We start from the raw sequence: 22,076 nt of genomic DNA, 5'->3' as shown, positions 1-22,076 counted from the left end.
AGCTTGCCGACAGAGATACGCCCCGCGGAAAGAGGTCTCCCAGGTGAAGTTTTCCATCTTCCTGAATCCGCAGATCCCCGGCTCCGGCTACGCGGCCGAGGAGAACGCCAAGGCCAGGCGGCCCATCGGGCGGGACACGGAGTCGTATCAGCAGTTGCTGCACGAAGTGCGGGAGATCGCCGTGCACGCGGACCAGATCGGGTTCGACGCCCTCATGATGACCGAGCACCATTTTCACTCCGAAGGCATGGAGTTCTCGGTCAACCCGTTGATGTTCCTCACCGATCTGGCCGCCAGGACCGAGCGGATCCTGCTCGCGCCGCTCGGCATGGTGCTGCCCGCCTGGGACCCGATCAGGGCGGCGGAGGACGTGGCCCTGCTCGACCAGTTCTGCAAGGGGCGGTTACGGCTCGGCGTGGCCCGCGGCTACCAGAACCGCTGGATGAACGTCCTGGGCCAGCGCTGGCACACGGCGGCGGCCAGATCCGACGGCTCGGCGTCCGACACGCGTAACTTCGACGTGTTCGGCGAGGTCCTGAAGATCATGAAGATGGCGTGGACCCAGGAGACCCTCCGCTACAAGTCCGACGTGCTGGACTACGAGGTGCCCTACCCCTACGACGGCATCGAGGGCTGGCCGGCCGTCGAATGGACCAAGACCTTCGGCGCCCCCGGCGAGATCTCCGACGACGGCAAGGTGCAGGCGGTCTCCGTCTGCCCGAGGCCGTACCAGAACCCGCACCCCGAGCTGTGGCAGCCCTTCACGATCTCCGACCGGTCGGTCATCAGGGCCGCGCAGGAGAACATCCTGCCGTGGCTGTTCACCCCCGACCCGGACGACCACGCCGCCAAGGCCAAGCTCTACCAGGAGGAGTCGGCCAAGCAGGGCCGCGACTACAAGCTGGGCGAGCACACCGGCATCCTCAAGATCGTCGGCATCGCGGAGACCACCGAGGAGGCGATCACCACCTACGGCCGCAACATCCCCAAGGACTTCGCCGCCTTCTTCGGCCCGTTCGGCTATCTGGAGGTGCTGCGCAAGAAGGAGGACGAGAAACACCGGCCCATCTCGCCGGAGAAGGGCGACGCCAAGCGGATGCGGGAGGTGGAGATGGCGCTGTTCGGCACGCCGGACGACGTCAAACGCGGCATCCAGCGGATGCTCGACCGGATGCCCGACCTGGAGTGGTTCGGCCTCTACATGCAGGGCCAGCAGGGCGTGCTCCCGCTCGACACGGTCAAGCGCAACCTCGAACTGTTCGCGACCAAGGTCATCCCGGAGTTCCAATGAAATTCTGGCTGGGCGCCTCCTTCGTGCCGACCGACCAGTTCGCCGAGCTCGCCCGCGCCGCCGAGCGCTGTGGCTTCGACACGCTCACCCTCTCCGACCACCTCTTCTACGCCGAATTCGGCTCGAAGTACCCCTACTCCACCTCCGGCAAGCCGCGCTGGAACGCCGAGACGCACTGGCCCGACGTGTGGGTGACGATCGGCGCGATGTCGGCGGTGACGAGCACGCTGCGCTTCGCGCCGAACGTCTACATCGCCCCGGCCCGCGACCTGATCACCGTGGCCAAGCAGGTGTCCACGGCGGCGGTGCTGTCGAACGACCGGGTGTCGTTCGGCGTGGGGGTCGGCTGGTGCGAGGAGGAGTTCGCCGCCACCGGACAGGACTTCCACACGCGCGGGCGCAGGCTGGACGCGATGCTCCCGGTGCTGCGCGAGCTGTGGGCCGGCCAGGCGGTCACGCTCGACGGCCTTCCCGCCCTGACCATCTCCCCCACCCCGCGCGAACGCGTCCCCGTGCTGGTCGGCGGGGACAGCGAGGCGGCGCTGAAGAGGGCGGCACGGGCGGGTGACGGCTGGATCGGCAACCGGATCTACACCGAGGAGCAGCTCGACGGCGTCCTGACCGCGCTCAGAGGACACCTGGACGAGCACGGCAGAACCGGCCCGTTCGAGATCATCGCGCCGCTGGCCGTCATGCCCGACGCCGACACCTACCGCCACTTCGCCGCCAAGGGCGTCACCGGCACCCTGGCCGCCCCCTGGTGGCTGGCCACCCCCGAGGAGAAGGCCGAGCACGGCGAGGGCACCCTCGCCCTCAAGATCGCCACCATGGAGCGCTTCGCCGAGGAGGTCATCGCGAAGATGTAGGGGTAGCCTCGTGGCGTGCTGGAAGAGATCGCGGCCACGCGTTACGTGACGCCGCTACGCGAGGGCGGATCCCTGCCCGGAGTGGTCGAGGCCGACGATCTCGGCACCTACGTGGTGAAGTTCCGGGAGGCCGGTCAGGGGCGGCGCGTCCTCGTCGCGGAGATCATCTGCGGCGAGCTGGCCCGGCGCCTCGGCTTCATGACCCCCGAGCTCAAGGTCATCGACCTCGACCCCCAGCTCGGCATCCGCGAGCCGGACGAAGAGGTCCAGGACCTGCTCAAGGCCAGCACCGGCCACAACCTGGCCGTCGACTTCCTGCCCGGCGCGCTCGGCTTCGAACCGCTCGCCTGGCCGCCCGATCCGGCGTTCGCGGCCCGGCTCATCTGGTTCGACGGCCTGATCCACAACATCGACCGGAGCTGGCGCAACCCCAACCTACTGCTCTGGCATCGCGACATCTGGCTGATCGACCACGGGGCCGCGCTCTGGTTCCACCACAACTGGCGGACCGCCGACCCGCAGCGCACGTTCGACGCGAGCGACCACGTGCTGGCGCCGTTCGCCGCCGACCTGACGGCCGCCGGGGACGAGCTGCTCGCGCGGATCACCCCCGAGCTGCTGGAGACCGTGACGGCCCTGGTGCCGGACGAGTGGCTCGCCGACGAGCCCGGCTTCGACTCCGCGCAGTCCGTACGGGCTGCGTACGTCGAGCATCTCCTGGCGCGGGCGCGCGGGCCGCGCACGTGGCTGACCCGCACGGAGCCGAAGACCCAGCGCCCCGGCCCTGGGTCGGTCGGCGCGTTCTGGCGGGGAGAGCGCGCATGAGCAGGGACGTCTACGAGTACGCGGCCATCCGCGTGGTGCCCAGGGTGGAGCGCGGCGAGCTGATCAACGCGGGCGTGCTGCTCTACTGCCAGCCGCGCGCCTACCTCTGCGCCCGCGTGGAGCTCGACCCGCACCGGCTGCACGCCCTCGACCCCACCGCCGACATCGACTGTGTACGACAGGCGCTCGGCACCTACGAGCTGGCCTGTGGGGAGGAGTCGGGGCCGCTGGCCGGGGAGTCGCTGGGCGGCAGATTCCGCTGGCTGACCGCGCCACGCAGCACGATCGTCCAGGCCGGCCCGGTCCACGTCGGGCTCACCACCGACCCCGAGGCAGAGCTGACCCACCTGTTCGGCAAACTCGTCCGCCTGTGACTGAAAGAGTCTCGTCCGCCTGTGACCAGAGCCGTCCGCCTGTGGCCAGAAGAGCTTCGTCCGTCCGTGACTAGAAGAGCACGGACATGAAGGTGCCGACCTCGGCGAAGCCAACCTTGCGGTAGACGGCCCGTGCCGAGGTGTTGTAGTCGTTGACGTACAGCGTGACCACGGGGGCGAAGCAGGCCAGCGCGGCCTCCACGACCGCCGCCATGCCCGCCACCGCGTAACCGTGCCCGCGCAGCTCGGGGTGCACCCAGACGCCCTGGACCTGGCAGGCGTGCGCCGTGACGGCGCCGATCTCCGCCTTGAACACCACCCGGCCGTCCTCGATCCGCGCGTACGACCTGCCGATGCGGATGAGCTCGGCCACCCGCGTCCGGTAGAGGGTGCCGCCGTCGCCGAGGTTGGGCGAGACGCCGACCTCCTCGGTGAACATCGCCACGCAGGCCGGGATCAGGACGTCGAACTCATCCGGCCGCACCCGCCGTACCAGCGGATCGGCGGGCACCGGCGCCGGGCGGGAGGTGGCCATGACCGGCTGCGCCCAGCGGATCGCGCGGGCCCGGCCCCAGTGCGGCTCCAGCCGCTCCCACAGCTGCGAGACCGCCTCGACCGGCCCGACGATGGACGAGCAGCGGCGGCCCTGCCGGCGCGCGCGCTCGGCGAACGCGGACACCGCCTCGGGGCCGGCGTTGACCGGCACCAAATTCGCCCCGGCGTAGCAGAGCGCGGTGAGGCCACCGCGCGGCCCGAAACCCCACATCTGCCCGCCGAGCCGCGCCGGATTGAGACCGACGCTCTGCACCCGTGAGGAGACGAAGACGTTCGCGACCGGGTCGGTGTCGAGGAGATCGAGCACCTCGTCCCGGTCGCTGTCGTCGAGGACACGCGACGCCGATGTACGCAGCATCACATGGTCAGACTACGCGAACGACAACTGATTAGCTCATCTCGTAAGCACCTCGGTGAGCCTTTCGTGACCTGCCACCCTTCCTGACACCATGTGCGTCGTCGGACGGGGCGCCGGCAGCGCCTGACAGCGCGTGCCGTGCGGTGGCATCGTGCCGTCGGTGAGGTAGGCGAACAGGTGACGGTCCACGCACCGGTTGCCGCCGAGCGCCACCCCGTGGTTGCCGCCGGTCTCCACGACCATGCGCGCGGTCGGGAAGTGCTTGCGCAGGTTCACCGCCCCCAGGTAGGGGGTCGCGGCGTCGGCGCGCGACTGGAGCATCAGGATCGGCGGGAGCTGCTGGGAGCCCCGCACCGCCACCGGTGTGCCACCGCCCACCTGCCAGTACGCGCACGGCGCGTTGAACCAGGCGTTCGGCCAGGTCAGGAACGGCGCCCGGCGGTGCATCCTGGTCATGTCGGCCCGCCACCTCGCCCAGTCACGCGGCCAGGCGGCGTCGCGGCACTGGGTGGCGAGATAGACGGCGTAGCCGTTCTCGTCCTCCGCGTCGTTCTTGCCGTGCTTGTCGAAGGCGGCGATCAGCGGTTTCGGGTCGCCCTTCCTGACGTAGGCGGACCAGGCGGCGGCGAGCTCGGGCCAGATCCGGTCGCTGTAGCCGGCCACGGTGAAGACGTCATCGAGCTCGCTGGCGCCCACCACCCCGCCCGCCGGCCGGTCGTGCAGCCTGGCGCGCATCGCGTACCAGGCGAACCTGGCCTGCCTGGTCGAGTTGCCGAGCCCGTAGACCTTGTGGTGCCCGGCCGTCCAGGCGAGGAAGTCGCGGTGCCTGCCCTCGAACGCCCGGTCCTGCTTGAGGTTGGCCTCGTACCAGACCTCGTCGGGGTTGACGGAGCTGTCCAGGACGAGGCGCTTGACCCGATCGGGGAAGAGCGTGGCGTAGACCGACCCGATGTAGGTGCCGTACGAGTAGCCGAGGTAGCTGATCTTCTGCTCGCCGAGCGCGGCGCGGATGACGTCCAGGTCCCTGGCGACGTTCTCGGTGGTCATGTGCGGCAGCAGCCACGACCACATGTTCCCGCACTGGCTCGCGTAGTGGGCCGCCCTGCTGAGCAGGACGTTCTCCTCGCTCGGGCTACGCGGGACGGCGTCGGGACGCGGCGCCCGGTAGTAGACCTCCGGGTCCACGCACCGCAGCGCCGGCTGGCTCGCCCCGACGCCGCGCGGGTCGAACCCGACCACGTCGTAGCGGGCCTTCAGCTCCGGCGGCAGCACGGCGGCGACGTAGCGGGCCAGCGTACGCCCGGACGCGCCTGGTCCGCCTGGATTGACCAGCAGGGTGCCGAGGTGGTTGCCGTCCCGGGACGCCGTGCCCTTGATCCGGTTGATCGCCAGTTTGATCGCGTGCCCCATCGGCTCGCGATGGTCGAGCGGCACCCGTACGGTGGCGCACTCCACCGGCACGGCGGTGAGCCTGCTCTCCTTCTCCTGCTTCTCCTGCGCGCAAGGCCCCCACCGCACACTCTCGGCGAGGTACGACTGCGCGGCGGGACCCCGCGCCACCTCCGCCGCCGCGATCGGCACCACCCCGACGACCAGCACAGCCGTCCCGGCAATCAGCCCGACAACCCGTTTCACCCGGCTCCTCCCCCAATTCCTTAGGCGAAGAGATACTGCCGTAAGTAGCGGCTCGATGACGGTGCGTATGAAGAAAATCTTGCCGTTCCGAGATCACCCCGTGGCGGGAGCGCGGAGCCCGTTCCGGTCGGCCCAGCCCGCGACGGCCGCCGCGATGGCCTCCGGCTGGTCCTCCGGCGCGTGGTGGCCCGCCGGGCCGCAGTGCTCGATCTCCAGAGCGGCGATGTTGGCCGCGCACCAGGCGGCCATCTCCGGCCCCACCATCAGGGTCGGCGACGAGTCGAAGGTCAGCAGGAGCTTGGGCACCTCGGGGCTGGTGGCGAGCCAGGCGTCGTACTTCTCGATGCGGCCGACGACGTCCGCGGGCTCGCCGTCGAGCGGCATCGAGCGCGCCCACTGCAGCACCGGACGCCGGCTCTCAGGAGTCGGGTACGGCCGCAGGTAGGGCTCCAACTCCTGCTCGCTCAGCTCCCGCAGCACCGGGACCCCGAACGCCTGCTCCAGGAAGACGTTCTGGTCGAGCACGAGCTGTTCGCCCACGCCCGGGGTGCGGAACGCCTCGAACCGGGATCTGGCCGCCGCCGGGAACTCCGCCCAGCTCATCGGCTTGACGATCGTCTCCATGAAGGCCACGCCGCGCACGCGGCCGGGGTTGCGCGCGGCCCAGTCGAAGGCGAGCGAGGCGCCCCAGTCCTGGCCCACGAGCACGACGTCGTCAAGCTCCAGGGCGTCGAACCAGGCGTCGAGGTAGCGAGCGTGGTCGTCGTAGCGGTAGGCGATGCCGGGCTTGCCGGAGCGGCCCATGCCGATGAGGTCCGGGGCGAGGAGCCGGCCGGGCTCGCCGATCCCGGGGAGCACGTTGCGCCACAGGTGGGAGGAGGTGGGGTTGCCGTGCAGGAAGACGAGCGGCGTACCGCTGCCCGCGTCTTCGTAGTGGATGGTCGAGTCGAGCACGTCGATCTCAGGCATGCGGGGAGTCCTTGCTCGTGAGTGGCCTTACGTCAAGAAACATAACCGTCTACTCGTATAATCGTCAACATGCCAACTATTTACGCGCATAACCGTCACCGTCTTGGATAGGCTGCGCGCCGGAGGTGGGGCCGGTGGAAGGACAGACGCTCACGCAGGTGCTGCGCGCGTCCGTGGGAGGGCTGCTGCGCGGGGCCTACGAGCGCTTCACCGGCGACGCGCTGACCGGCGATCCGCAGGCCCGCGATTTCGTGGTGCTCGACACGCTCGCCGACCAGGACGCCGACTCCCAGCACGAGCTGGCCGAACGGCTCGGCATCAACAGGACCATCATGGTGCGGCTGATCGACCGGCTGCAGGAGGCCGGGTACGTCACCCGTACCCGCAACCCCGCCAACCGGCGCTCCTACATGCTGTCGATCACCGAGGAGGGCCGCGCGGCCAGAGATGCCATGCGGCAGGTGGTCGCCGAACGCGACGCCCGGGTCACCGCCGTCCTCACCCCGGACGAACGGCAGCGGCTCAACGAGCTGCTGAGCCTGCTCCTGCCGGAGCCCGAGCCGCTCCAGACCACCGCCTACCTCGTCGCCCAGGCCCATTACCGGCTGCGGCGGATGGGGGACGCGCTCCTGGCCGACGTGGGCCTGCGCACCCGGCACTTCGGCTCGCTGTCGGCCATCGCCGAGCTGGGGCCCTGCCCGCAGCAGCGCTTCGCCCGCCGTCTCGGCATCAGCGAGCCCGCCGCCGCCCAGCTCGTCGACGAGCTGGTGCGGTTCGGGATGGTGGCCAGAGGCCAGGATCCGAGCGACCGCCGCCGCTACGCGCTGGAGCTCACCGAGGTCGGCCGGCAGCGCCTCACCGTCGTCCGCGACGCCGCCGCCCGCCTGCAGGCCGACGTCCTCGCCGTCCTCGGCGCCGACGCCGAACGAGAACTCCGCGCCCTCCTCACCAAACTCCTGACCACGAACCCCCCGAAGAACCAGCAGCCCTGATCAGCCGACGGTGACCTGTGCGCCCGGGGCCTCGTCGTCGTCCAGGTCGACGTCGACGCCCATCTCCTCCGCCAGGCGCAGCGCCTCTTCGATCAGGGTCTCCACGATCTGTGACTCCGGCACGGTCTTGATGACCTCGCCCTTGACGAAGATCTGGCCCTTGCCGTTACCCGAGGCCACGCCCAGGTCGGCCTCGCGGGCCTCGCCGGGGCCGTTGACGACGCAGCCCATGACCGCGACCCGCAGCGGCACCTTCAGTCCTTCGAGGCCGGCCTGCACCTGCTCCGCCAGGGTGTAGACGTCCACCTGGGCGCGGCCGCACGACGGGCAGGAGACGATCTCCAGGCCGCGCTCGCGCAGGCCGAGCGACTCCAGAATGCCCGCGCCGACCTTGACCTCCTCGACGGGAGGCGCCGACAGCGAGACCCGGATGGTGTCGCCGATGCCCTCGGCCAGCAGGGCGCCGAACGCCACCGCGGACTTGATCGTGCCCTGGAAGGCGGGACCGGCCTCGGTGACGCCCAGGTGGAGCGGGTAGTCACAGCGGGCGGCCAGCAGCCGGTAGGCGTTGATCATGACGACCGGGTCGTTGTGCTTGACCGAGATCTTGATGTCGCGGAAGCCGTGCTCCTCGAACAGCGAGCACTCCCACAGCGCGGACTCCACCAGCGCCTCGGGGGTGGCCTTGCCGTACTTCTGCAGCAGCCTCGGGTCGAGGGACCCCGCGTTGACGCCGATCCTGATCGGCACCCCGTGGTCGGCCGCCGCCCTGGCGATCTCGCCCACCTTGTCATCGAATTTCTTGATATTTCCCGGGTTGACGCGCACGGCCGCGCAGCCCGCCTCGATGGCGGCGAAGACGTACTTCGGCTGGAAGTGGATGTCGGCGATCACCGGGATCTGCGACTTCCTGGCGATGATCGGCAGCGCCTCGGCGTCGTCCTGGGACGGCACCGCGACGCGCACGATCTGGCAGCCGGAGGCGGTCAGCTCGGCGATCTGCTGGAGGGTGGCGTTGACGTCGGCGGTGACCGTGGTGGTCATCGACTGCACGGAGACGGGCGCGTCGCCTCCCACGGGCACGTTGCCGACCATGATCCGGCGAGAGTGGCGGCGTTCGGCGAGCGGCTTGGTGCGTACCGTCGGGATGCCGAGTGCTACAGAAGACATTTCAACCCTTGAGTTCGACGACGCTAATCAGTCTATGGAGCTAACGGGACTGTCCCGCTGTGAGTTCGGCCGCACGGGCGCGGGCCCAGGCGTCCGCGGCGAGCACCTCGTCGACCGATCCGGCGGCGGTGACCTGGTGCTCCTCGACGACCTTGGCCACCGTGTCGACGATCGCCAGGAACGGCAGCCCGCCTCGGATGAACGCCTCCAGACACGCCTCGTTGGCCGCGTTGTAGACGGCGGGGGCGGTGCCGCCCTCGCTGCCGACCTGCCTGGCCAGCGCGACGGCGGGAAAGGCGGTGTCGTCGAGCGGCTCGAAGGTCCAGGTGTGAGCCGCGGTCCAGTCGATCGGCCGGGCGGCCCCCGCGATCCGGTCCGGATGGCCGAGCGCGAGCGCGATGGGCAGCCGCATGTCGGGCGGACTGGCCTGGGCGATGGTCGAACCGTCGACGTATTCCACCATCGAGTGGATGATCGACTGCGGATGCACCACGACCTCGATCCGGTCGAAGCCGAGGTCGAACAGCAGGTGCGCCTCGATCACCTCCAGCCCCTTGTTGACCAGGGTGGCGGAGTTGATGGTGATCATCGGGCCCATCGACCAGGTGGGGTGGGCCAGCGCCATCTCGGGCGTGACGTCGGCCAGCTCCGCGCGCTTCCTGCCCCGGAACGGGCCGCCGCTGGCGGTGACGACCAGCCGCCTGACGGCGTCGGGGTCGTAGCCCTGCGGCCCCGAGGCCCACAGGCACTGCTGCAGCGCCGAGTGCTCGGAGTCGACGGGCAGGATCTGGCCCGGCTTGGCCAGCCGCTTGACCAGCGGCCCGCCGATGATCAGGGACTCCTTGTTGGCCAGCGCGAGCGTGCGCCCCGCCTCCAGCGCGACCAGCGTGGAGGTCAGCCCGAGCGCGCCGGTGATGCCGTTGAGCACGGTATCGCACGGCCAGGCGGCCACCTCCGCGACCCCTTCCGGCCCGGCGAGCACCACGGGGCTCGCGCCGTGCGCGGCGAGCGCCTCCTTCAGTGCGGGCACGGCGGCGGGATCGGCCACCGCGACCGCCTCGGCGCCGGTGGCCGCCGCCTGCTCGGCGAGCAGCTCGATCTTGCCGCCCCCGGCCGCGAGCCCGGCGACCTTGAACCTGGCGGGCTCGGCGGCTATGACATCGAGGGCCTGCGTACCGATCGAGCCGGTGGAGCCCAGCACGACGACGGAACGGGGGATCTGTTGACGCACCCCTCCATTGTCGCCGCTGCCAGGCGCGGCCGGGCACCGGGTGGCCGCCTCGGCACCGTTTGGAGCTCCAGATACTCCAGCAAACAAATACCCAAATATCGCCATATCCGAATGCGCTGATCAGGGTAAATCGCGATATTGGCGCCACCACCTGCCAAACGCCGATACGGCCCAGAGAGGCAGGTAATGCTCCGCAGATTCGCTCCGCTCACCCTCCCCACCTCACCGCCGGGGACAGTCTGCGATCAAGGCGCCCGGAGCGCCGACGCACTCTGAGTTTTTTACCGAAAGTAGCCACATAAACACACGACGTAGTGCACACTCGGGGGTCATGATCCTGAGCACCCCCCTGATCGCGGCCGTACCACTCGTCGCGGGTCTGCTGGGCCCCGCTCTCATCGGTGCGACCCCCGAGCAGCACCTCGGCCCCGCTGCGACCCCCCACCGGCCGGCCGCCCAGGTGGCCACCCCCAAGAGGGCGGTTCCCAGGACGGCGGCCCGCGGCGTGGCGGACGGCGACGTCGTCGAGCACGTGGCCGCCCGCGCCGCCGCCGACCAGCGGCGGGTGCTCGACTACTGGACCCCGCAGCGGATGGCCGCCGCCCTGCCGATCAGCCTGCTGGACATCGTGACCAAGGGCGACGGCCTGCTGAGCGGCCTGACCGGCAAGACCGGGCTGGGCGCCGCCCCCGACCTGTCCAACGGCACCGTCTCCAGCGTTCCGCTCGCGGGCTCCGCGCAGGCCGGAGGGCGCCGGGACGGCGGCGCGGCGAGGAGCGGGCAGCCGCGTCATCAGTCGGCCCGGCCGCTGGCCACCACGGCGGGCTCCCGCTGGCCGATCGGCGGCGCGGTGGCCAAGACCACCGGTCGCGTCTTCCTGACCATGGCCGGGGCCGACTTCGTCTGCTCGGCCAGCACCGTGGACAGCGCCAACCGCGACCTGCTGGTCACCGCCGGCCACTGCGTCAAGGACGGCAAGGGCGGATGGGCGGAGAACTGGACGTTCGTCCCCGGTTACGACGCCGGCGGCCGCAAGCCGTACGGGCAGTGGACGGCGCGGCGGATGTTCGTCGCCGGTCCCTGGTCACGCGCGGCCGACGACAGCTACGACGTGGGCATGGTGGCGCTGAACGCCTCGGGCGGCAAGCACATCGCCGACGCGGTCGGCACCCAGCGGATCGCCTTCAACGGCACGCGCGGCGAGCACACCTACGGCTTCGGTTATCCGGCCGATCCGCCCTACGACGGCGAGCACCTGGTCTACTGCGCGGGCCGGCTGCGCGACGACCCCTACGGCGACACCCGCGACCAGGGCCTCGGCTGCGGCATGACCGCGGGGTCGAGCGGCGGGCCGTGGCTGTCGGCCTTCGACGCCGCCACCGGCAAGGGCACGATCACCTCGCTGAGCAGCTTCAAGTACAGCAACGACCAGCGCACGATGTACGGCCCCTACTTCGGCGACACCGCCAAGAAGCTCTTCCTCACCGCCCAACAGGCGTGAGATCAGAGCGTCAGCTTCTCGGTCGTAAACGACCGAGCTTGCAGCTCCTCGCCGTCGATGGCTTCGACGGTCCGGTCCGCGTCAGGCAGCGTGACTCACTGCCCAGCCCGTCTCACCGCGTGAGGCGATGTTGCGGGCCGCGTTGACGTCGGCATGCTCAGCGAAGCCGCACGACGTACAGAGGAAAGAGGCTTGATCGAGCCGGTTCTGGCGGTCCACATGCCCACACGACGAGCACTGCTGACTGGTGTACGCCGGATCGACGTGGATCACGGCGACCCCGGCCCGGTGGGCCTTGTAGCCGATGAAGCCGCCCAGTTGGTGGAAGCTCCAGGAATGCAGCGTGACCCGCTGGGGCTTGCGAAGCCGGACCCGGTCGCGGATGCCCTGGAGGTCTTCCAGGGCGATCCCGCGGCCGGTGCGTTCTGCCTCGGTCACGATCTGCTTGGCGATCACATGATTGGTGTCGGCCGCGAAACGGGCCTCCTTACGGCGGCGTCTTTTCAGCAGCCGCCTGGCGGACTTGGTCTGCTTGGCCTGCAAGCGTCGGCGTAGTTGGCGATGGCGGTGGCGGACCGCCTTCAGTGCCTTACCGCTGTGGCGGACTCCGTCGCTGGTGGTGGCGATGTTGGCGATGCCCAGATCGATCCCGAGGAATCCGTCCGGCACCGCGATGGGGGCATCGGCGACCTCGACGGTGGCGTGCAGGAACCACATCCCGTCCCGGCACACCAGATCCGACTCACCCCGGCGGTGGGCGGCCAGTTGTCCGGCCGAGCCGGTGAAGGCCACCCCTTTCAGCCGCCCGGCGGTCGTCCAGATCGACACCGTCCGCGCATCATGCTGCCAGGACAGGCATCGGTCGTCGAACGGCTGGGCCGCCAGCGGCCGGAAGGAGATCGGTTTGGCCTCGGCTTTGACCCGGCGCGGCGATCCGAGCTTGCCCAGATTTCCGGCGGCCAGGTTGGCGTGCAGCGTGCGGTAGGCGTCGCACACCTTCTTGATGACGTGCTGGGCGGCCTGGGCGGCCAGAGCGAACTCGGCCTTGATCTGGTCGTAGGTGTGCTTGCGCAGGTCGAAGGTGCGGAAACAGCGTTGCTCGAACGCCAGTGCCGCGACCAGGTTCGCCGCCCGGTTGGCGGCGTGCAGGGTGGCTTCCAGCGCCGCCGCCTGCTGCGGCGTCGGCAGGAGCTTCACCTGCACCACCAGTTTCACAATCGAACACACTACCATTAGGTCCATGTCACCGCGATGGGAGCCGAACCCCGAGATCCGACGGGGCCGTAGCGTGGTCCACAGCCTGCATGCCCATTTGGTCTTTACCACCAAATACCGGCGCGAAGTGTTCACCGATGAGACCCTGCGCCGCTGTGAGGACATCATGATCGAGGTATGCGACAGCTTCGGCGCCGTCCTGATCGAATTCAACGGCGAGCACGACCACGTCCACCTGCTGGTCCACTACCCGCCCAAAGTCGCCCTGTCGGTCCTGGTCAACTCCCTCAAAGGCGTCTCGGCCCGGATGCTGCGCAAAGAGTTCGGCCCCCACATCCGCCCATACCTGTGGGGCGGGCACTTCTGGTCCCCCTCGTACTTCGCCGCGTCCTGCGGCGGAGCACCCCTGTCGATCATCAAGGAGTACATCGAGAACCAGAAACGGCCGGGTTGAGCCACCCACGAAGACCGACTGTCAGGGCACCGCTCGGGCCTGGAGGCCCTCCCGCGCCGTCGTTTCCTCCCGGGCGTGAACGCCCGGGGTTCCACGCCAGATCACGCTGAAATCAGGACCGCCGCGTCTGGGCCGCCGGTCTGAACAGCCGGTCAGGGCCGCCGGTCAGGGCCGCCCGTCTGGGCCGCTGATCAGGGCCGGCGGTGGGCCTGCTGGTGGGTGCGTAGATCGTCCATGTAGAGAGCGAGCAGAGCGCCTTCATCCGCCAGTGCGGAGAACATGACCTGCCGGCGAAGCTGGGCGATCGAGAGCAGCTTGTCCACGCCCGCCCACGACCAGCTGAACGGCCCCGGCTCCCACAACTCCTGCGGCGACAGCTTCAGGTGCAGCTCCCGTACGTCGTCCTGGGACCACACCGGACGCACCGCCACCAGGTCCACCAGACTCTGCCACTCGGCCAGCGCGCACTGTGAGCGCCAGAGCAGCGCGTAGCTGCGCCACTCGGTCACCACGTCCTCGTGCCCGGGCATGAACTCGCTGGCCCGCAGCTCGGGGGCGCACGACAGGGCGAGCACCATGAGATTGGCCGAATAGTAGGCGTACCTGCGGTGCGGGCCGGCGATCCAGGGCCGGTAGGCGGCGATCGAAGAGTCCTCCCGCGCGTCCAGCTCCCGGAACAGCCGCAGCACCACGGCCCGCCACCGGTCGGCGTCGTGCACCAACTCCTGCAGGAACGCCACCACCGGCAGCCGCGAGGAGATCGTGGCCCAGGACAGCAGCGTGCGCAGCAGCCCGTCGTGGACCCCGGTGAGGGCCAGGCTGGACTCCTGCGCCACCAGCTCGCGCATCAGCGAGGCGAGCAGCCTGGCGATGAGGAACTCGCCGAAGGTGGCGTGCAGGAACTCGTAGGTGTGCAGCACCTCGTCGTCGCGGACCGCCTGGGCCCGGTGCACGAAGAAGGACCGGGCCAGCGCCTCGTGCCCGGCGCTGTGCGGCGTGGCGAGCCCGGGTGTCCTGCGCTGCTCCGGCAGCAGCACGTCCAGGTCGGCGTCGACCTCCTCGGTGGTGGCCCACTGCCGTCCCCGGTTGAACATGGACGCGGCGACGAACGACAGCCGCAGCAGCTCGCGCTCCACCAGCCGCGCCACCTGCTCACGCGGGTGTCTCATCTCCAGCGCGCGCTCGGCGTACCTGGTCATCAACCGCTCGTACAGCTCCGCCTGGCCCAGTGTGCGGTTCTCCCGGCGCAGCGCGTTGCCGTCGGCGTCGTAGAAGGCGAGCATGAGCAGCAGCAGCGGCTGCCTGGCCAGGTGCCGCTGGCTCAGCGCCACGTCGAAGGTGAAGGGCTCCAGCCCGGCCGCCGAGAAATAGTCGGCGTTGACCGCGTTCCACACCTCCAGCCAGGTCCGCATGGCGGTGGTGCCGAACGGCTCCAGCCGGGCGACCACCGTGCCCTCGGGCAGCCCTGCCCGGTTGGCGACGGCGGTGCGTGAGGTGACGATGACCGCGACCGCCCGGCCGGCGTCGGCCTCGCGGTGCTGGAAGCGGGCCACCTTCATCAGATAGTCCGACTGCCGCACCCCTGTGGCCTGCAGTAACTCGTCGAACCCGTCGAGGATGACGACGGGCAGCGCGCCGTTCGCCGACCTGGCGATGGCGGGCCAGTCCTGCCGCTCGCCGCTCAGGTGGTGGACGGCCTGCTCGATCTGCTCCTGGATGCCGGCGGTGGCCGACACCTCGCGCAGCGGGACCCGTATCGGCAGGAAGGGGGCGTCGCGCAGGCGGGCGGCGAGCACCTTGCTCAGCACCGACTTGCCCGACCCCGGCTGGCCGAGCACGATGAGCGGCACCTCGCCGGCCGCCGAGGCCGTGAGGAATCCCGACAGGAAGACGGGCAGGTCGGCGCGGAGCTCGTGCCCCTCCCACCACTCCTCGACGCTCGGGTCGTCGCCGGGGGCGATCTCCGCCGCCCTGAACCGCGGGGTCACGTACGCCTGGGCGAGCGTCGGCAGTCGTAAGCCGATCGGCAGGTCGCCGGTCTCGGCGATCGGCCGGACCAGCGCCGCCTGGTGCAGCCGGTCGAGCGTGGCGAGCCGTTCGGGCAGTGCCGCGCCGGACGCCACCAAGGAGATGAGCCGTTCGAGCTCGGCCATCCCGGCCAGGCTCGGCTGGTGGTCGGCGATCCCCGCCCAGTAGGCGAGCTCCGGCACGTCCTCGGCGAGGGTGCGGTAGCGGTCGGCGTAGCGGAGCACGGCCCGCTCGACCAGTTCGTCACCGTAGGCGGCGGCCGTCCACTGCCGGGCGTGCTCGTCGAGCCGCGCCCACAGGTCCAGCTCGGCCACGAAGGCGAGCAGTTGCCCGCTCAGCGCGCGGTAGTAGCCGCGGACGGCGGCCACGGCCTGGGCGAACGGCCGGTGCGGAGCCGGGCAGAGCGGCGTGGCCAGGTCCCAGACGTGCCCGCCGTCCCCGTGGGGCGTCTCCAGCCCGCTCGGTGCGAAGGGCAGGTCCAGGGTGCCGAGGGCCTCGAAGTAGGCCGTCATGACGAGGACCGCGTGCGCGGCCTCGAACCGGTCCGTACGGGAGCGCCAGGTGCTGCCGGGACGCCACTCGCGCCAGCCGGCGAGCAGGTCGATGCCCACTTTGACCAGCTCGTTCCGAGCCTCCAGCACTCCGCCGATAGGCAGTGCGGCACTCCCGGCGCTCTGCAGGGCGTCGAGCACCGGGTCCGTGCCCCCTAGGGAGCGCACAGCATCGACGTATCGGTACCTATCTCCCATAGACGTTCATCGTCGCATAAGGCGCGCTTTTTGCTCAGAGGGAAATTCCCGTCAGCACCATCACCTTCTCGTAAGTTAGATCATCCATGGCCGACCGCAGCCCCTCACGCCCGATGCCGGAGTCCTTGACCCCGCCGTACGGCATCTGGTCGGCCCGATAGGAGGGCACGTCACCGATGATCACGCCGCCGACCTCCAACTCCCGGTTGGCCCGGAAGGCCGCGTCCAGCGACCGGGTGAACACGCCGGCCTGCAGGCCGTACCTCGAGTCGTTGACCATCGCGTAGGCGTCGTCGATCGAGGCGGCGCTCTGCAGCACCATGACGGGCCCGAAGACCTCCTCGCGGCGGACCTTGGCGTCGGCCGGGACATCGGCGAGCACCGTGGGCGCGAACGTGGCGCCCTCCCGGGTGCCGCCCGCGAGCACCCGCGCGCCCGCGTCGACGGCCTCGCGCACCCACTGCTCCACCCGCTCGGCGGCGGCCACCGAGACCAGCGGGCCGACCTGGGTCTTCTCGTCGGCCGGGTCGCCGGTGACGAGCCCGTCGACGGCCGGCAGCAGCCGCTCCACGAACGCGTCGTAGACCGGCTGCTCCACGATCACCCGTTGGACGGCGATGCAGCTCTGCCCCGCCTGGTAGTTGGAGTACAGCGCGATGCGCTGGGCCGCCCAGTCCAGGTCGGCGTCGGCCAGCACCACGGCCGCCGCGTTGCCCCCCAGCTCCAGCGTCACGTGCTTGCGCGGGACCTGGTCGGCGATGGCGTAGCCGACCGGGGCGGAGCCGGTGAACGACACCACGGGCAGCCGCGGGTCCGCCACCAGCGCGCCGGCCCGGTCGTTGGGGATCGGCAGCACCGAGAACATCCCGGCGGGCAGGTCCGTCTCGGCCAGGATCTCGCCGAGCACCAGCGCCGACAGCGGGGTGGCGGGAGCCGGCTTGACGATGATGGGCGCGCCGACCGCGATGGCCGGGGCGACCTTGTGCGCGACCAGGTTGAGCGGGAAGTTGAACGGGGTGATCGCCAGCACCGTCCCGTAGGGCACCCGGGAGACATAGGCCAGCCGGCCGGCGGCGGCGGGCTCGGTGTCGAGCCGCTGCACGTCACCCGACCAGCGGCGGGTCTCCTCGGCGGCGAAGCGGAAGGTGGCGACGGCCCGGCCGACCTCGCCGCGCGCCCAGACGATCGGCTTGCCGTTCTCGGCCGTGATCAGCTGGGCGATCTCGTCGGCCCGCTCGGCCAGCCTGCGCGAGACGTGGGCCAGCGCGTCCGCCCGTACGTGCACGGGGAGCGCCGCCGCCTGCGCGGTCACCGCCTGAGCGGCGGCGATGGCCTCCTCCACCTGCGCGTCGGTCGGCACGGAATGCCGGCCGACCACTCGACCGTCGTGGGGATTGGTCACGGTGAGCTCGGCGTCGCCGGTGGCGGGGCGCCCGGCGAGCCAGAAGGTACGCACGTCCATACCCATGACGTTATGCCAAGCCTAACGAGGGGGACTTACACCAGGGTGCACAAGAGTGCCCTCTGGCCCCTCCGTTAAGTACAAGCCCGGTTGTATACCCACCATGTAACAGAAGTAGGCCTAATTCGGGATGTTTACGAGGCGGAGCGGTTTGAAGCCTCTCCGCCATGGCTAAGTCACGGATGCGGGTCCCTCAGCGCGGCGGGGCCCACGAAAAGAAAGGCGTGGGCCCATGACCTCCTCGGCGCCGCTTGGGCTTCAAGGCGCCTACCTGTTGGGCGAACGGGCCGGCCATGACGAGCTACGTTCCAAACTGCTGGACGTCGCCGTGAACCTGCTGATCAGCGATGGCTCCGACAGTCTGACCATGCGCAGGATCGCCACCGAGGCCGGCTGCACCACGACGGTCATCTACACGATGTTCGGCAACCGGGAGGGCCTCGCGGAGGCTCTCTATCTGGAGGGATTTGAGCGCTTTCGCCGCTTCCTCGAAGCGGCACCGCAGCGCAGGGATCCCCTCGAACACCTCAATGCGCTCTGCCCGGCCTACCGCCAGGCGTGCCTGGCCGAGCCCGGTTACTACAGCCTGATGTTCGAGCGGGCGATCCCCGGCTTCGAACCCAGCGAGCGGGCCAGGACCCTCGCTCGCGCGGCGCTCAACATCTTCGACCGGGTGATCGCCGACTGCATCTCCGCCGGACACCTCATCCCCACCCAGCCCCGCAAGATCGCGGACGCGCTGTGGGCGGCGGCCCAGGGCGCCATCAGCCTGGAGCGGGCGGGACACCTGCGGGACGGCCGCACCTACGAGGCGGTCACCACGGCGACCATCTGCTGCTACCTGGTGGACAAGAACTGACGTCCGCGCGACGCTGCCCGTCAGCGTCGCGCGGCCTCCAGCGCGAACCACAGCTCGGCCCGCACGCCCGGATCGTCGAGATCGCACCCCAGCAGCTCGCTCACCCGTTTCATCCGGTACCGCAGGGTGTGCCGGTGCACGCCGAGCCGCTGCGCGGCGGCGTCCCAGTGCCCATTGCTGTCCAGGTACGCCCGCAGCGACGCCATCAGATCGGCCCGCGTCCCGTAGGCCACGAGCGGGGCCAGCAGCGCCGCCGAGAACGCCCGCGCCGCGGCCGGTTCGAGCAGCGCCATCAGCCCCTGCCCGGCCAGCGCACCGAAGAACACCACCCCACCCCGGCTCCCCCCGTACGCCCGGCACGCCTGCTCGACCCCACCCCGCAGGGTCCGGTAGTCGCACGGCGAGCTGACCCCGACAGCCACCCCGACCGTCTCCGCCACCTCCATCCCCACCCCCTCCGCCACCAACACGGCCACCCCCGCCCGCCGCCGGGCCCCCAGAGCGGACTCGCCCCCGACCTGCCCAGCTCGTCCGGCAGGACCGCTCCCGGCTTGCCTCTCGCCCGCCAGGGGTCCCGATGGACCGTCGGCGGGCGGGACGGCTTCCCCGGCCGGGTCCAGGCGGGCGGCGAAGGCCACCGCCTCCACCTGCTCCAGCGCCTCCTCGCCGACGGCCAGCACCACGAACGGCTCCTCGGGCAGCCGCGCGCCGAGCGGGCCGAGCACCGCCCGCGCCTCCTCCACCGCACCCGGCGCCCCGGACAGCAGCAGACGCAGTACGGCGTCACGAAGGCGCCGTTCGGCCTCCAGGTGGGCCCCGCCCTGCTCCAGAGCCAGGGTGAGCAGCGAGCCGGCGGCGTTGACCACGGTGTGGGCCACCGGCGAGAAGGGCCGCGCCGCCCCGACGGCGAAGAACCCGCGCGGCCGCGAACCACCGCCCAGAGGCTGCACCACGACGTGCTCGTCCGGCCCGGCCAGCGCCAGGCTGGCCGGGAATCGCCGCCCACTCCCCCGGATCCCCGACGCCGCCCCCCACGCCGTCCGGCCCGTGGTGAGGAGCCGGGTGATCTCGGCGGTGACCGCGTCGGCGTCGGCGCCGGGGGTGGTGTGGCGCACCTGGCCGGACTCGTCCAGCAGGATCGCCCAGCCGCCGGTCTCCTTGGCCAGCCGGTCGATGACCGCGTGGGTGCCCTCGGGGCGCAGGGCGGCGCGGGTCAGCCGGCCTTGGGCGGCGAAGGCGCGGGTGATCTCGTCGTACTGCTCGGCGGCGAGCAGTTCGCTGACCAGCTTGCCGATCGCGATGAACGGCGTCTCGCGCGGCACCTCCAGCAGCGGCAGCCCCGCCTGCTCGGCGGCGGCCACGAGCGCGGCCGGGATCTCCTCGTGGGTGAGCCCGACACCGAAGCCCAGCCCGGCCACCCCACGAGCCACCAGCCGGGCGACATATCCCGAAAAATCATCTCCCAGCCGGATACCGGTGGTCAGCAGCAGCTCGTCCCCTTCGAGAAAGGGGGCCGGATCCTCCAGCTCACTGACCGCCACCCACCGCACGACCGTGTCCAGCCCGCCGGCGACCGGCCGCAGCCCCATCCGCCGCACCACGGCCCGCAAGGAAGGCGCCATCGACTTTTGTCCATTCCGGCAGAGAAAACCACCCATAGTCTTACATATCGACATATCGGAGCTGAGAGGCGGCCACCGTACCGTCGAGCACATGAGCATTCCGCAGGAGCGCCGCCTCGTCACCCCGATCCCCGGCCCGAAGTCGCAGGAGCTGCTGGCCCGCAAACAGGCGGCCGTCCCGCCCGGCATCGGCGTCACGCTGCCGGTCTTCGTGACCCGCGCCGGCGGCGGCGTGGTGCAGGACGTCGACGGGAACTCGCTGATCGACTTCGGCTCCGGCATCGCCGTGACGAGCGTGGGCAACGCCGCGCCGAAGGTGGTGGAGCGGGTCCAGCGGCAGGTCGCCGAGTTCACCCACACCTGCTTCATGATCACGCCGTACGAGTCGTACGTCGAGGTGTGCGAGAAGCTCAACGAGCTCACCCCCGGCGACCACGAGAAGCGGACGGTGCTCCTCAACAGCGGCGCCGAGGCCGTGGAGAACGCGGTCAAGATCGCCAGGCACGCCACCGGCCGGCCCGCGGTCGTCGTGTTCGACCACGGCTACCACGGCCGCACCCTGCTCACGATGACGCTCACGGCCAAGAACATGCCGTACAAGCAGGGTTTCGGCCCGTACGCGCCCGAGGTCTACCGGGTGCCGCTGGCCTACCCGTTCCGCTGGCCGACCGGCCCGGAGAACTGCGCCGAGGAGGCGTCGGCCCAGGCCATCGACATGATCACCAAGCAGATCGGCGCGGAGAACGTGGCCGCCGTGGTGATCGAGCCGATCGCCGGCGAGGGCGGCTTCATCGAGCCCGCCAAGGGGTTCCTGCCGAGGATGGCCGAGTTCTGCCGCGCCAACGGGATCGTGTTCGTCGCCGACGAGGTGCAGACGGGCTTCGCCCGTACCGGTGACCTGTTCGCGTGCGAGGACGAGGGCGTGGTGCCCGACCTCATCTGCACCGCCAAGGGCATCGCGGGCGGGCTGCCGCTGGCGGCGGTGACAGGCCGGGCGGAGCTGATGGACCGGGTGCACGTGGGCGGGCTCGGCGGCACGTACGGCGGCAATCCGCTCGCCTGCGAGGCGGCGCTCGGCGTGCTGGAGACCATCGCCGAGCAGGACCTGGTCGCCAAGGCGCGGCGCATCGGCGAGATCATGCTGCCCCGGCTGCACGCGCTGCGGGAGCGCTTCGACATCATCGGCGACGTGCGGGGACGCGGCGCGATGATCGCCATCGAGCTGGTGGTCCCCGGCTCGAAGGAGCCGAACCCGGCCGCCGTCCAGGAGATCGTCAGGCGCTGCCACGCGGAAGGGCTCCTGGTGCTCACGGCGGGCACGTACGGCAACGTGCTGCGCTTCCTGCCGCCCCTCGTGATCGGTGCGCCCCTCCTGGAGGAGGGCTTGGGCATCCTGGAGAAGGCCATCGCCAGTCTGTAAGAAACCCTGTCGAATCGGGCATCCGGCTTGTTGCTGGATGCCCGATTTGTTGCTGTAACGCGCCCTGTCCGGGGAGAGAATTCACTCTGACTTGACGCGCAGCTAGACGATCACGGATGCGGCCAGGGTTATAACGGATCCGGTATGAGGACGGACGATCGCTGCGGGGAGCGTGATGAACTGGGCTCCGATCAGAACGGCACGGGACATGTTGACGTTCGACCCTGAGGGCATGAGCGCCGCCCAGCGCCAGGGCGACGCCTGCGTCGTCTGCCACAAGAGGTGGCCGCGGCCTCGGGTCCGGGTGGGCCGCTTTCCTGACGACATGACGGCGCTGGCCTGCGCCGACTGCGCCGAGGCGCTGCTGCCGGCGCCGCTGGCCACCGTGGTCGCCTTCCCCGCACGCTGAGCCGTGCGCGAACGGGCGACAAGAGCGAGACGCCTCGGGGCGGGGGGAAGGCCCGAGGCGTCTCAGCAGGTCGCACCCAGCGGGGGACGGG

At 70.6% G+C, this 22,076-nt stretch carries 19 protein-coding genes; 10 read left to right on the top strand and 9 right to left on the bottom strand.

Annotated features, from left to right (window positions below):
- Window positions 1-43 precede the first annotated feature (43 nt).
- The 4 genes from IEY87_RS26460 to IEY87_RS26445 are packed head-to-tail and all read left to right on the top strand — an operon-like array spanning window position 44 to window position 3,356.
- Window positions 44-1,291 carry an LLM class flavin-dependent oxidoreductase gene (locus IEY87_RS26460; RefSeq protein ID WP_189141492.1) on the top strand — a complete coding sequence of 416 codons (1,248 nt, stop codon included), beginning with the start codon at window positions 44-46 and terminating at the stop codon, window positions 1,289-1,291.
- A complete protein-coding gene (locus IEY87_RS26455) occupies window positions 1,288-2,157 on the top strand; it encodes a TIGR03619 family F420-dependent LLM class oxidoreductase (RefSeq protein ID WP_189141491.1) in 870 nt (289 codons plus the stop codon). The genes IEY87_RS26460 and IEY87_RS26455 overlap by 4 nt, the downstream gene beginning before the upstream one ends.
- A 15-nt stretch (window positions 2,158-2,172) precedes the next feature.
- Window positions 2,173-2,982, top strand: a complete 810-nt coding sequence (locus IEY87_RS26450; RefSeq protein WP_189141490.1) for a HipA family kinase — start codon at window positions 2,173-2,175, stop codon at window positions 2,980-2,982.
- Complete coding sequence (locus IEY87_RS26445) at window positions 2,979-3,356, top strand: DUF3037 domain-containing protein (protein WP_189141489.1); 378 nt, start codon at window positions 2,979-2,981, stop codon at window positions 3,354-3,356. The genes IEY87_RS26450 and IEY87_RS26445 overlap by 4 nt, the downstream gene beginning before the upstream one ends.
- A 70-nt stretch (window positions 3,357-3,426) precedes the next feature.
- Here the strand turns inward: IEY87_RS26445 and IEY87_RS26440 are convergent, their stop codons facing one another.
- The 3 genes from IEY87_RS26440 to IEY87_RS26430 form a co-directional block, all read right to left on the bottom strand.
- Window positions 3,427-4,269, bottom strand: a complete 843-nt coding sequence (locus IEY87_RS26440; protein ID WP_189141716.1) for a GNAT family N-acetyltransferase — start codon at window positions 4,267-4,269, stop codon at window positions 3,427-3,429.
- A 36-nt stretch (window positions 4,270-4,305) separates the two neighbouring features.
- A complete protein-coding gene (locus IEY87_RS26435; RefSeq protein ID WP_225278080.1) occupies window positions 4,306-5,904 on the bottom strand; it encodes an alpha/beta hydrolase in 1,599 nt (532 codons plus the stop codon).
- A gap of 93 nt (window positions 5,905-5,997) precedes the next feature.
- Complete coding sequence (locus IEY87_RS26430) at window positions 5,998-6,873, bottom strand: haloalkane dehalogenase (protein WP_189141488.1); 876 nt, start codon at window positions 6,871-6,873, stop codon at window positions 5,998-6,000.
- Window positions 6,874-7,007: 134 nt separating this feature from the next.
- On the opposite strand from IEY87_RS26430, the gene IEY87_RS26425 reads away from it, so the two are divergent.
- Entirely contained in the window at window positions 7,008-7,865 is an 858-nt protein-coding gene (locus IEY87_RS26425) for a MarR family transcriptional regulator (protein WP_225278081.1), read from the top strand.
- Here the strand turns inward: IEY87_RS26425 and ispG are convergent, their stop codons facing one another.
- Together ispG and dxr are read right to left on the bottom strand one after the other, a co-directional pair.
- Window positions 7,866-9,035 (bottom strand): flavodoxin-dependent (E)-4-hydroxy-3-methylbut-2-enyl-diphosphate synthase, encoded by a 1,170-nt coding sequence (gene ispG / locus IEY87_RS26420; RefSeq protein WP_189141486.1) that lies wholly within the window; start codon window positions 9,033-9,035, stop codon window positions 7,866-7,868.
- 40 nt (window positions 9,036-9,075) lie between these two features.
- Window positions 9,076-10,266, bottom strand: coding sequence for a 1-deoxy-D-xylulose-5-phosphate reductoisomerase (gene dxr, locus IEY87_RS26415; protein WP_225278082.1), 1,191 nt, complete (start codon window positions 10,264-10,266; stop codon window positions 9,076-9,078).
- A 331-nt stretch (window positions 10,267-10,597) separates the two neighbouring features.
- Between dxr and IEY87_RS26410 the strand changes: the two genes are divergently transcribed.
- Window positions 10,598-11,767, top strand: a complete 1,170-nt coding sequence (locus IEY87_RS26410; protein WP_225278083.1) for a trypsin-like serine peptidase — start codon at window positions 10,598-10,600, stop codon at window positions 11,765-11,767.
- An 81-nt stretch (window positions 11,768-11,848) separates the two neighbouring features.
- Here IEY87_RS26410 and IEY87_RS26405 read toward each other — a convergent pair whose 3' ends face one another.
- Window positions 11,849-12,982 (bottom strand): RNA-guided endonuclease InsQ/TnpB family protein, encoded by a 1,134-nt coding sequence (locus IEY87_RS26405; RefSeq protein ID WP_225278084.1) that lies wholly within the window; start codon window positions 12,980-12,982, stop codon window positions 11,849-11,851.
- A gap of 25 nt (window positions 12,983-13,007) precedes the next feature.
- Here IEY87_RS26405 and tnpA point away from each other — a divergent pair, with 25 nt between their 5' ends.
- Window positions 13,008-13,436, top strand: a complete 429-nt coding sequence (tnpA, locus tag IEY87_RS26400; RefSeq protein WP_189141484.1) for an IS200/IS605 family transposase — start codon at window positions 13,008-13,010, stop codon at window positions 13,434-13,436.
- Between the two features lie 191 nt (window positions 13,437-13,627).
- Here tnpA and IEY87_RS26395 read toward each other — a convergent pair whose 3' ends face one another.
- Complete coding sequence (locus IEY87_RS26395) at window positions 13,628-16,213, bottom strand: NACHT domain-containing protein (protein WP_372462287.1); 2,586 nt, start codon at window positions 16,211-16,213, stop codon at window positions 13,628-13,630.
- Between the two features lie 34 nt (window positions 16,214-16,247).
- The gene (locus IEY87_RS26390) at window positions 16,248-17,675 is read right to left on the bottom strand and encodes an aldehyde dehydrogenase family protein (protein WP_189141482.1); all 1,428 of its coding nucleotides are present in this window, start codon (window positions 17,673-17,675) and stop codon (window positions 16,248-16,250) included.
- A gap of 232 nt (window positions 17,676-17,907) precedes the next feature.
- Here IEY87_RS26390 and IEY87_RS26385 point away from each other — a divergent pair, with 232 nt between their 5' ends.
- Window positions 17,908-18,534: a TetR/AcrR family transcriptional regulator gene (locus tag IEY87_RS26385; protein WP_189141481.1), complete on the top strand. Its 627-nt coding sequence runs from the start codon at window positions 17,908-17,910 to the stop codon at window positions 18,532-18,534.
- A gap of 20 nt (window positions 18,535-18,554) precedes the next feature.
- Here the strand turns inward: IEY87_RS26385 and IEY87_RS26380 are convergent, their stop codons facing one another.
- Window positions 18,555-20,156 carry a PucR family transcriptional regulator gene (locus IEY87_RS26380; protein WP_189141480.1) on the bottom strand — a complete coding sequence of 534 codons (1,602 nt, stop codon included), beginning with the start codon at window positions 20,154-20,156 and terminating at the stop codon, window positions 18,555-18,557.
- A gap of 91 nt (window positions 20,157-20,247) precedes the next feature.
- Here IEY87_RS26380 and gabT point away from each other — a divergent pair, with 91 nt between their 5' ends.
- Together gabT and IEY87_RS26370 are read left to right on the top strand one after the other, a co-directional pair.
- On the top strand, window positions 20,248-21,576 hold the full coding sequence (gene gabT / locus IEY87_RS26375) for a 4-aminobutyrate--2-oxoglutarate transaminase (protein ID WP_189141479.1): 1,329 nt from the start codon (window positions 20,248-20,250) through the stop codon (window positions 21,574-21,576).
- A 175-nt stretch (window positions 21,577-21,751) separates the two neighbouring features.
- The gene (locus tag IEY87_RS26370) at window positions 21,752-21,985 is read left to right on the top strand and encodes a hypothetical protein (protein WP_225278085.1); all 234 of its coding nucleotides are present in this window, start codon (window positions 21,752-21,754) and stop codon (window positions 21,983-21,985) included.
- Window positions 21,986-22,076: the final 91 nt, after the last annotated feature.

The organism is Nonomuraea glycinis (assembly GCF_014646515.1).
Classification (GTDB): Bacteria; Actinomycetota; Actinomycetes; order Streptosporangiales; family Streptosporangiaceae; genus Nonomuraea; species Nonomuraea glycinis.
Note: the sequence above shows the minus strand (reverse complement) of the source record. Positions and strands in the feature narration are given on the sequence as shown.

Coding starts and splice junctions, on each gene's coding strand:
- IEY87_RS26455 (WP_189141491.1), top strand. CDS start 1,288: ATGAAATTCTGGCTGGGCGCCTCCTTCGTGCCGACCGACCAGTTCGCC.
- IEY87_RS26445 (WP_189141489.1), top strand. CDS start 2,979: ATGAGCAGGGACGTCTACGAGTACGCGGCCATCCGCGTGGTGCCCAGG.
- IEY87_RS26440 (WP_189141716.1), bottom strand. CDS start 4,269: ATGCTGCGTACATCGGCGTCGCGTGTCCTCGACGACAGCGACCGGGAC.
- IEY87_RS26430 (WP_189141488.1), bottom strand. CDS start 6,873: ATGCCTGAGATCGACGTGCTCGACTCGACCATCCACTACGAAGACGCG.
- ispG (WP_189141486.1), bottom strand. CDS start 9,035: ATGTCTTCTGTAGCACTCGGCATCCCGACGGTACGCACCAAGCCGCTC.
- IEY87_RS26410 (WP_225278083.1), top strand. CDS start 10,598: ATGATCCTGAGCACCCCCCTGATCGCGGCCGTACCACTCGTCGCGGGT.
- tnpA (WP_189141484.1), top strand. CDS start 13,008: ATGTCACCGCGATGGGAGCCGAACCCCGAGATCCGACGGGGCCGTAGC.
- IEY87_RS26395 (WP_372462287.1), bottom strand. CDS start 16,213: ATGGGAGATAGGTACCGATACGTCGATGCTGTGCGCTCCCTAGGGGGC.
- IEY87_RS26390 (WP_189141482.1), bottom strand. CDS start 17,675: ATGGACGTGCGTACCTTCTGGCTCGCCGGGCGCCCCGCCACCGGCGAC.
- IEY87_RS26385 (WP_189141481.1), top strand. CDS start 17,908: ATGACCTCCTCGGCGCCGCTTGGGCTTCAAGGCGCCTACCTGTTGGGC.
- IEY87_RS26380 (WP_189141480.1), bottom strand. CDS start 20,156: ATGGCGCCTTCCTTGCGGGCCGTGGTGCGGCGGATGGGGCTGCGGCCG.
- gabT (WP_189141479.1), top strand. CDS start 20,248: ATGAGCATTCCGCAGGAGCGCCGCCTCGTCACCCCGATCCCCGGCCCG.
- IEY87_RS26370 (WP_225278085.1), top strand. CDS start 21,752: ATGAACTGGGCTCCGATCAGAACGGCACGGGACATGTTGACGTTCGAC.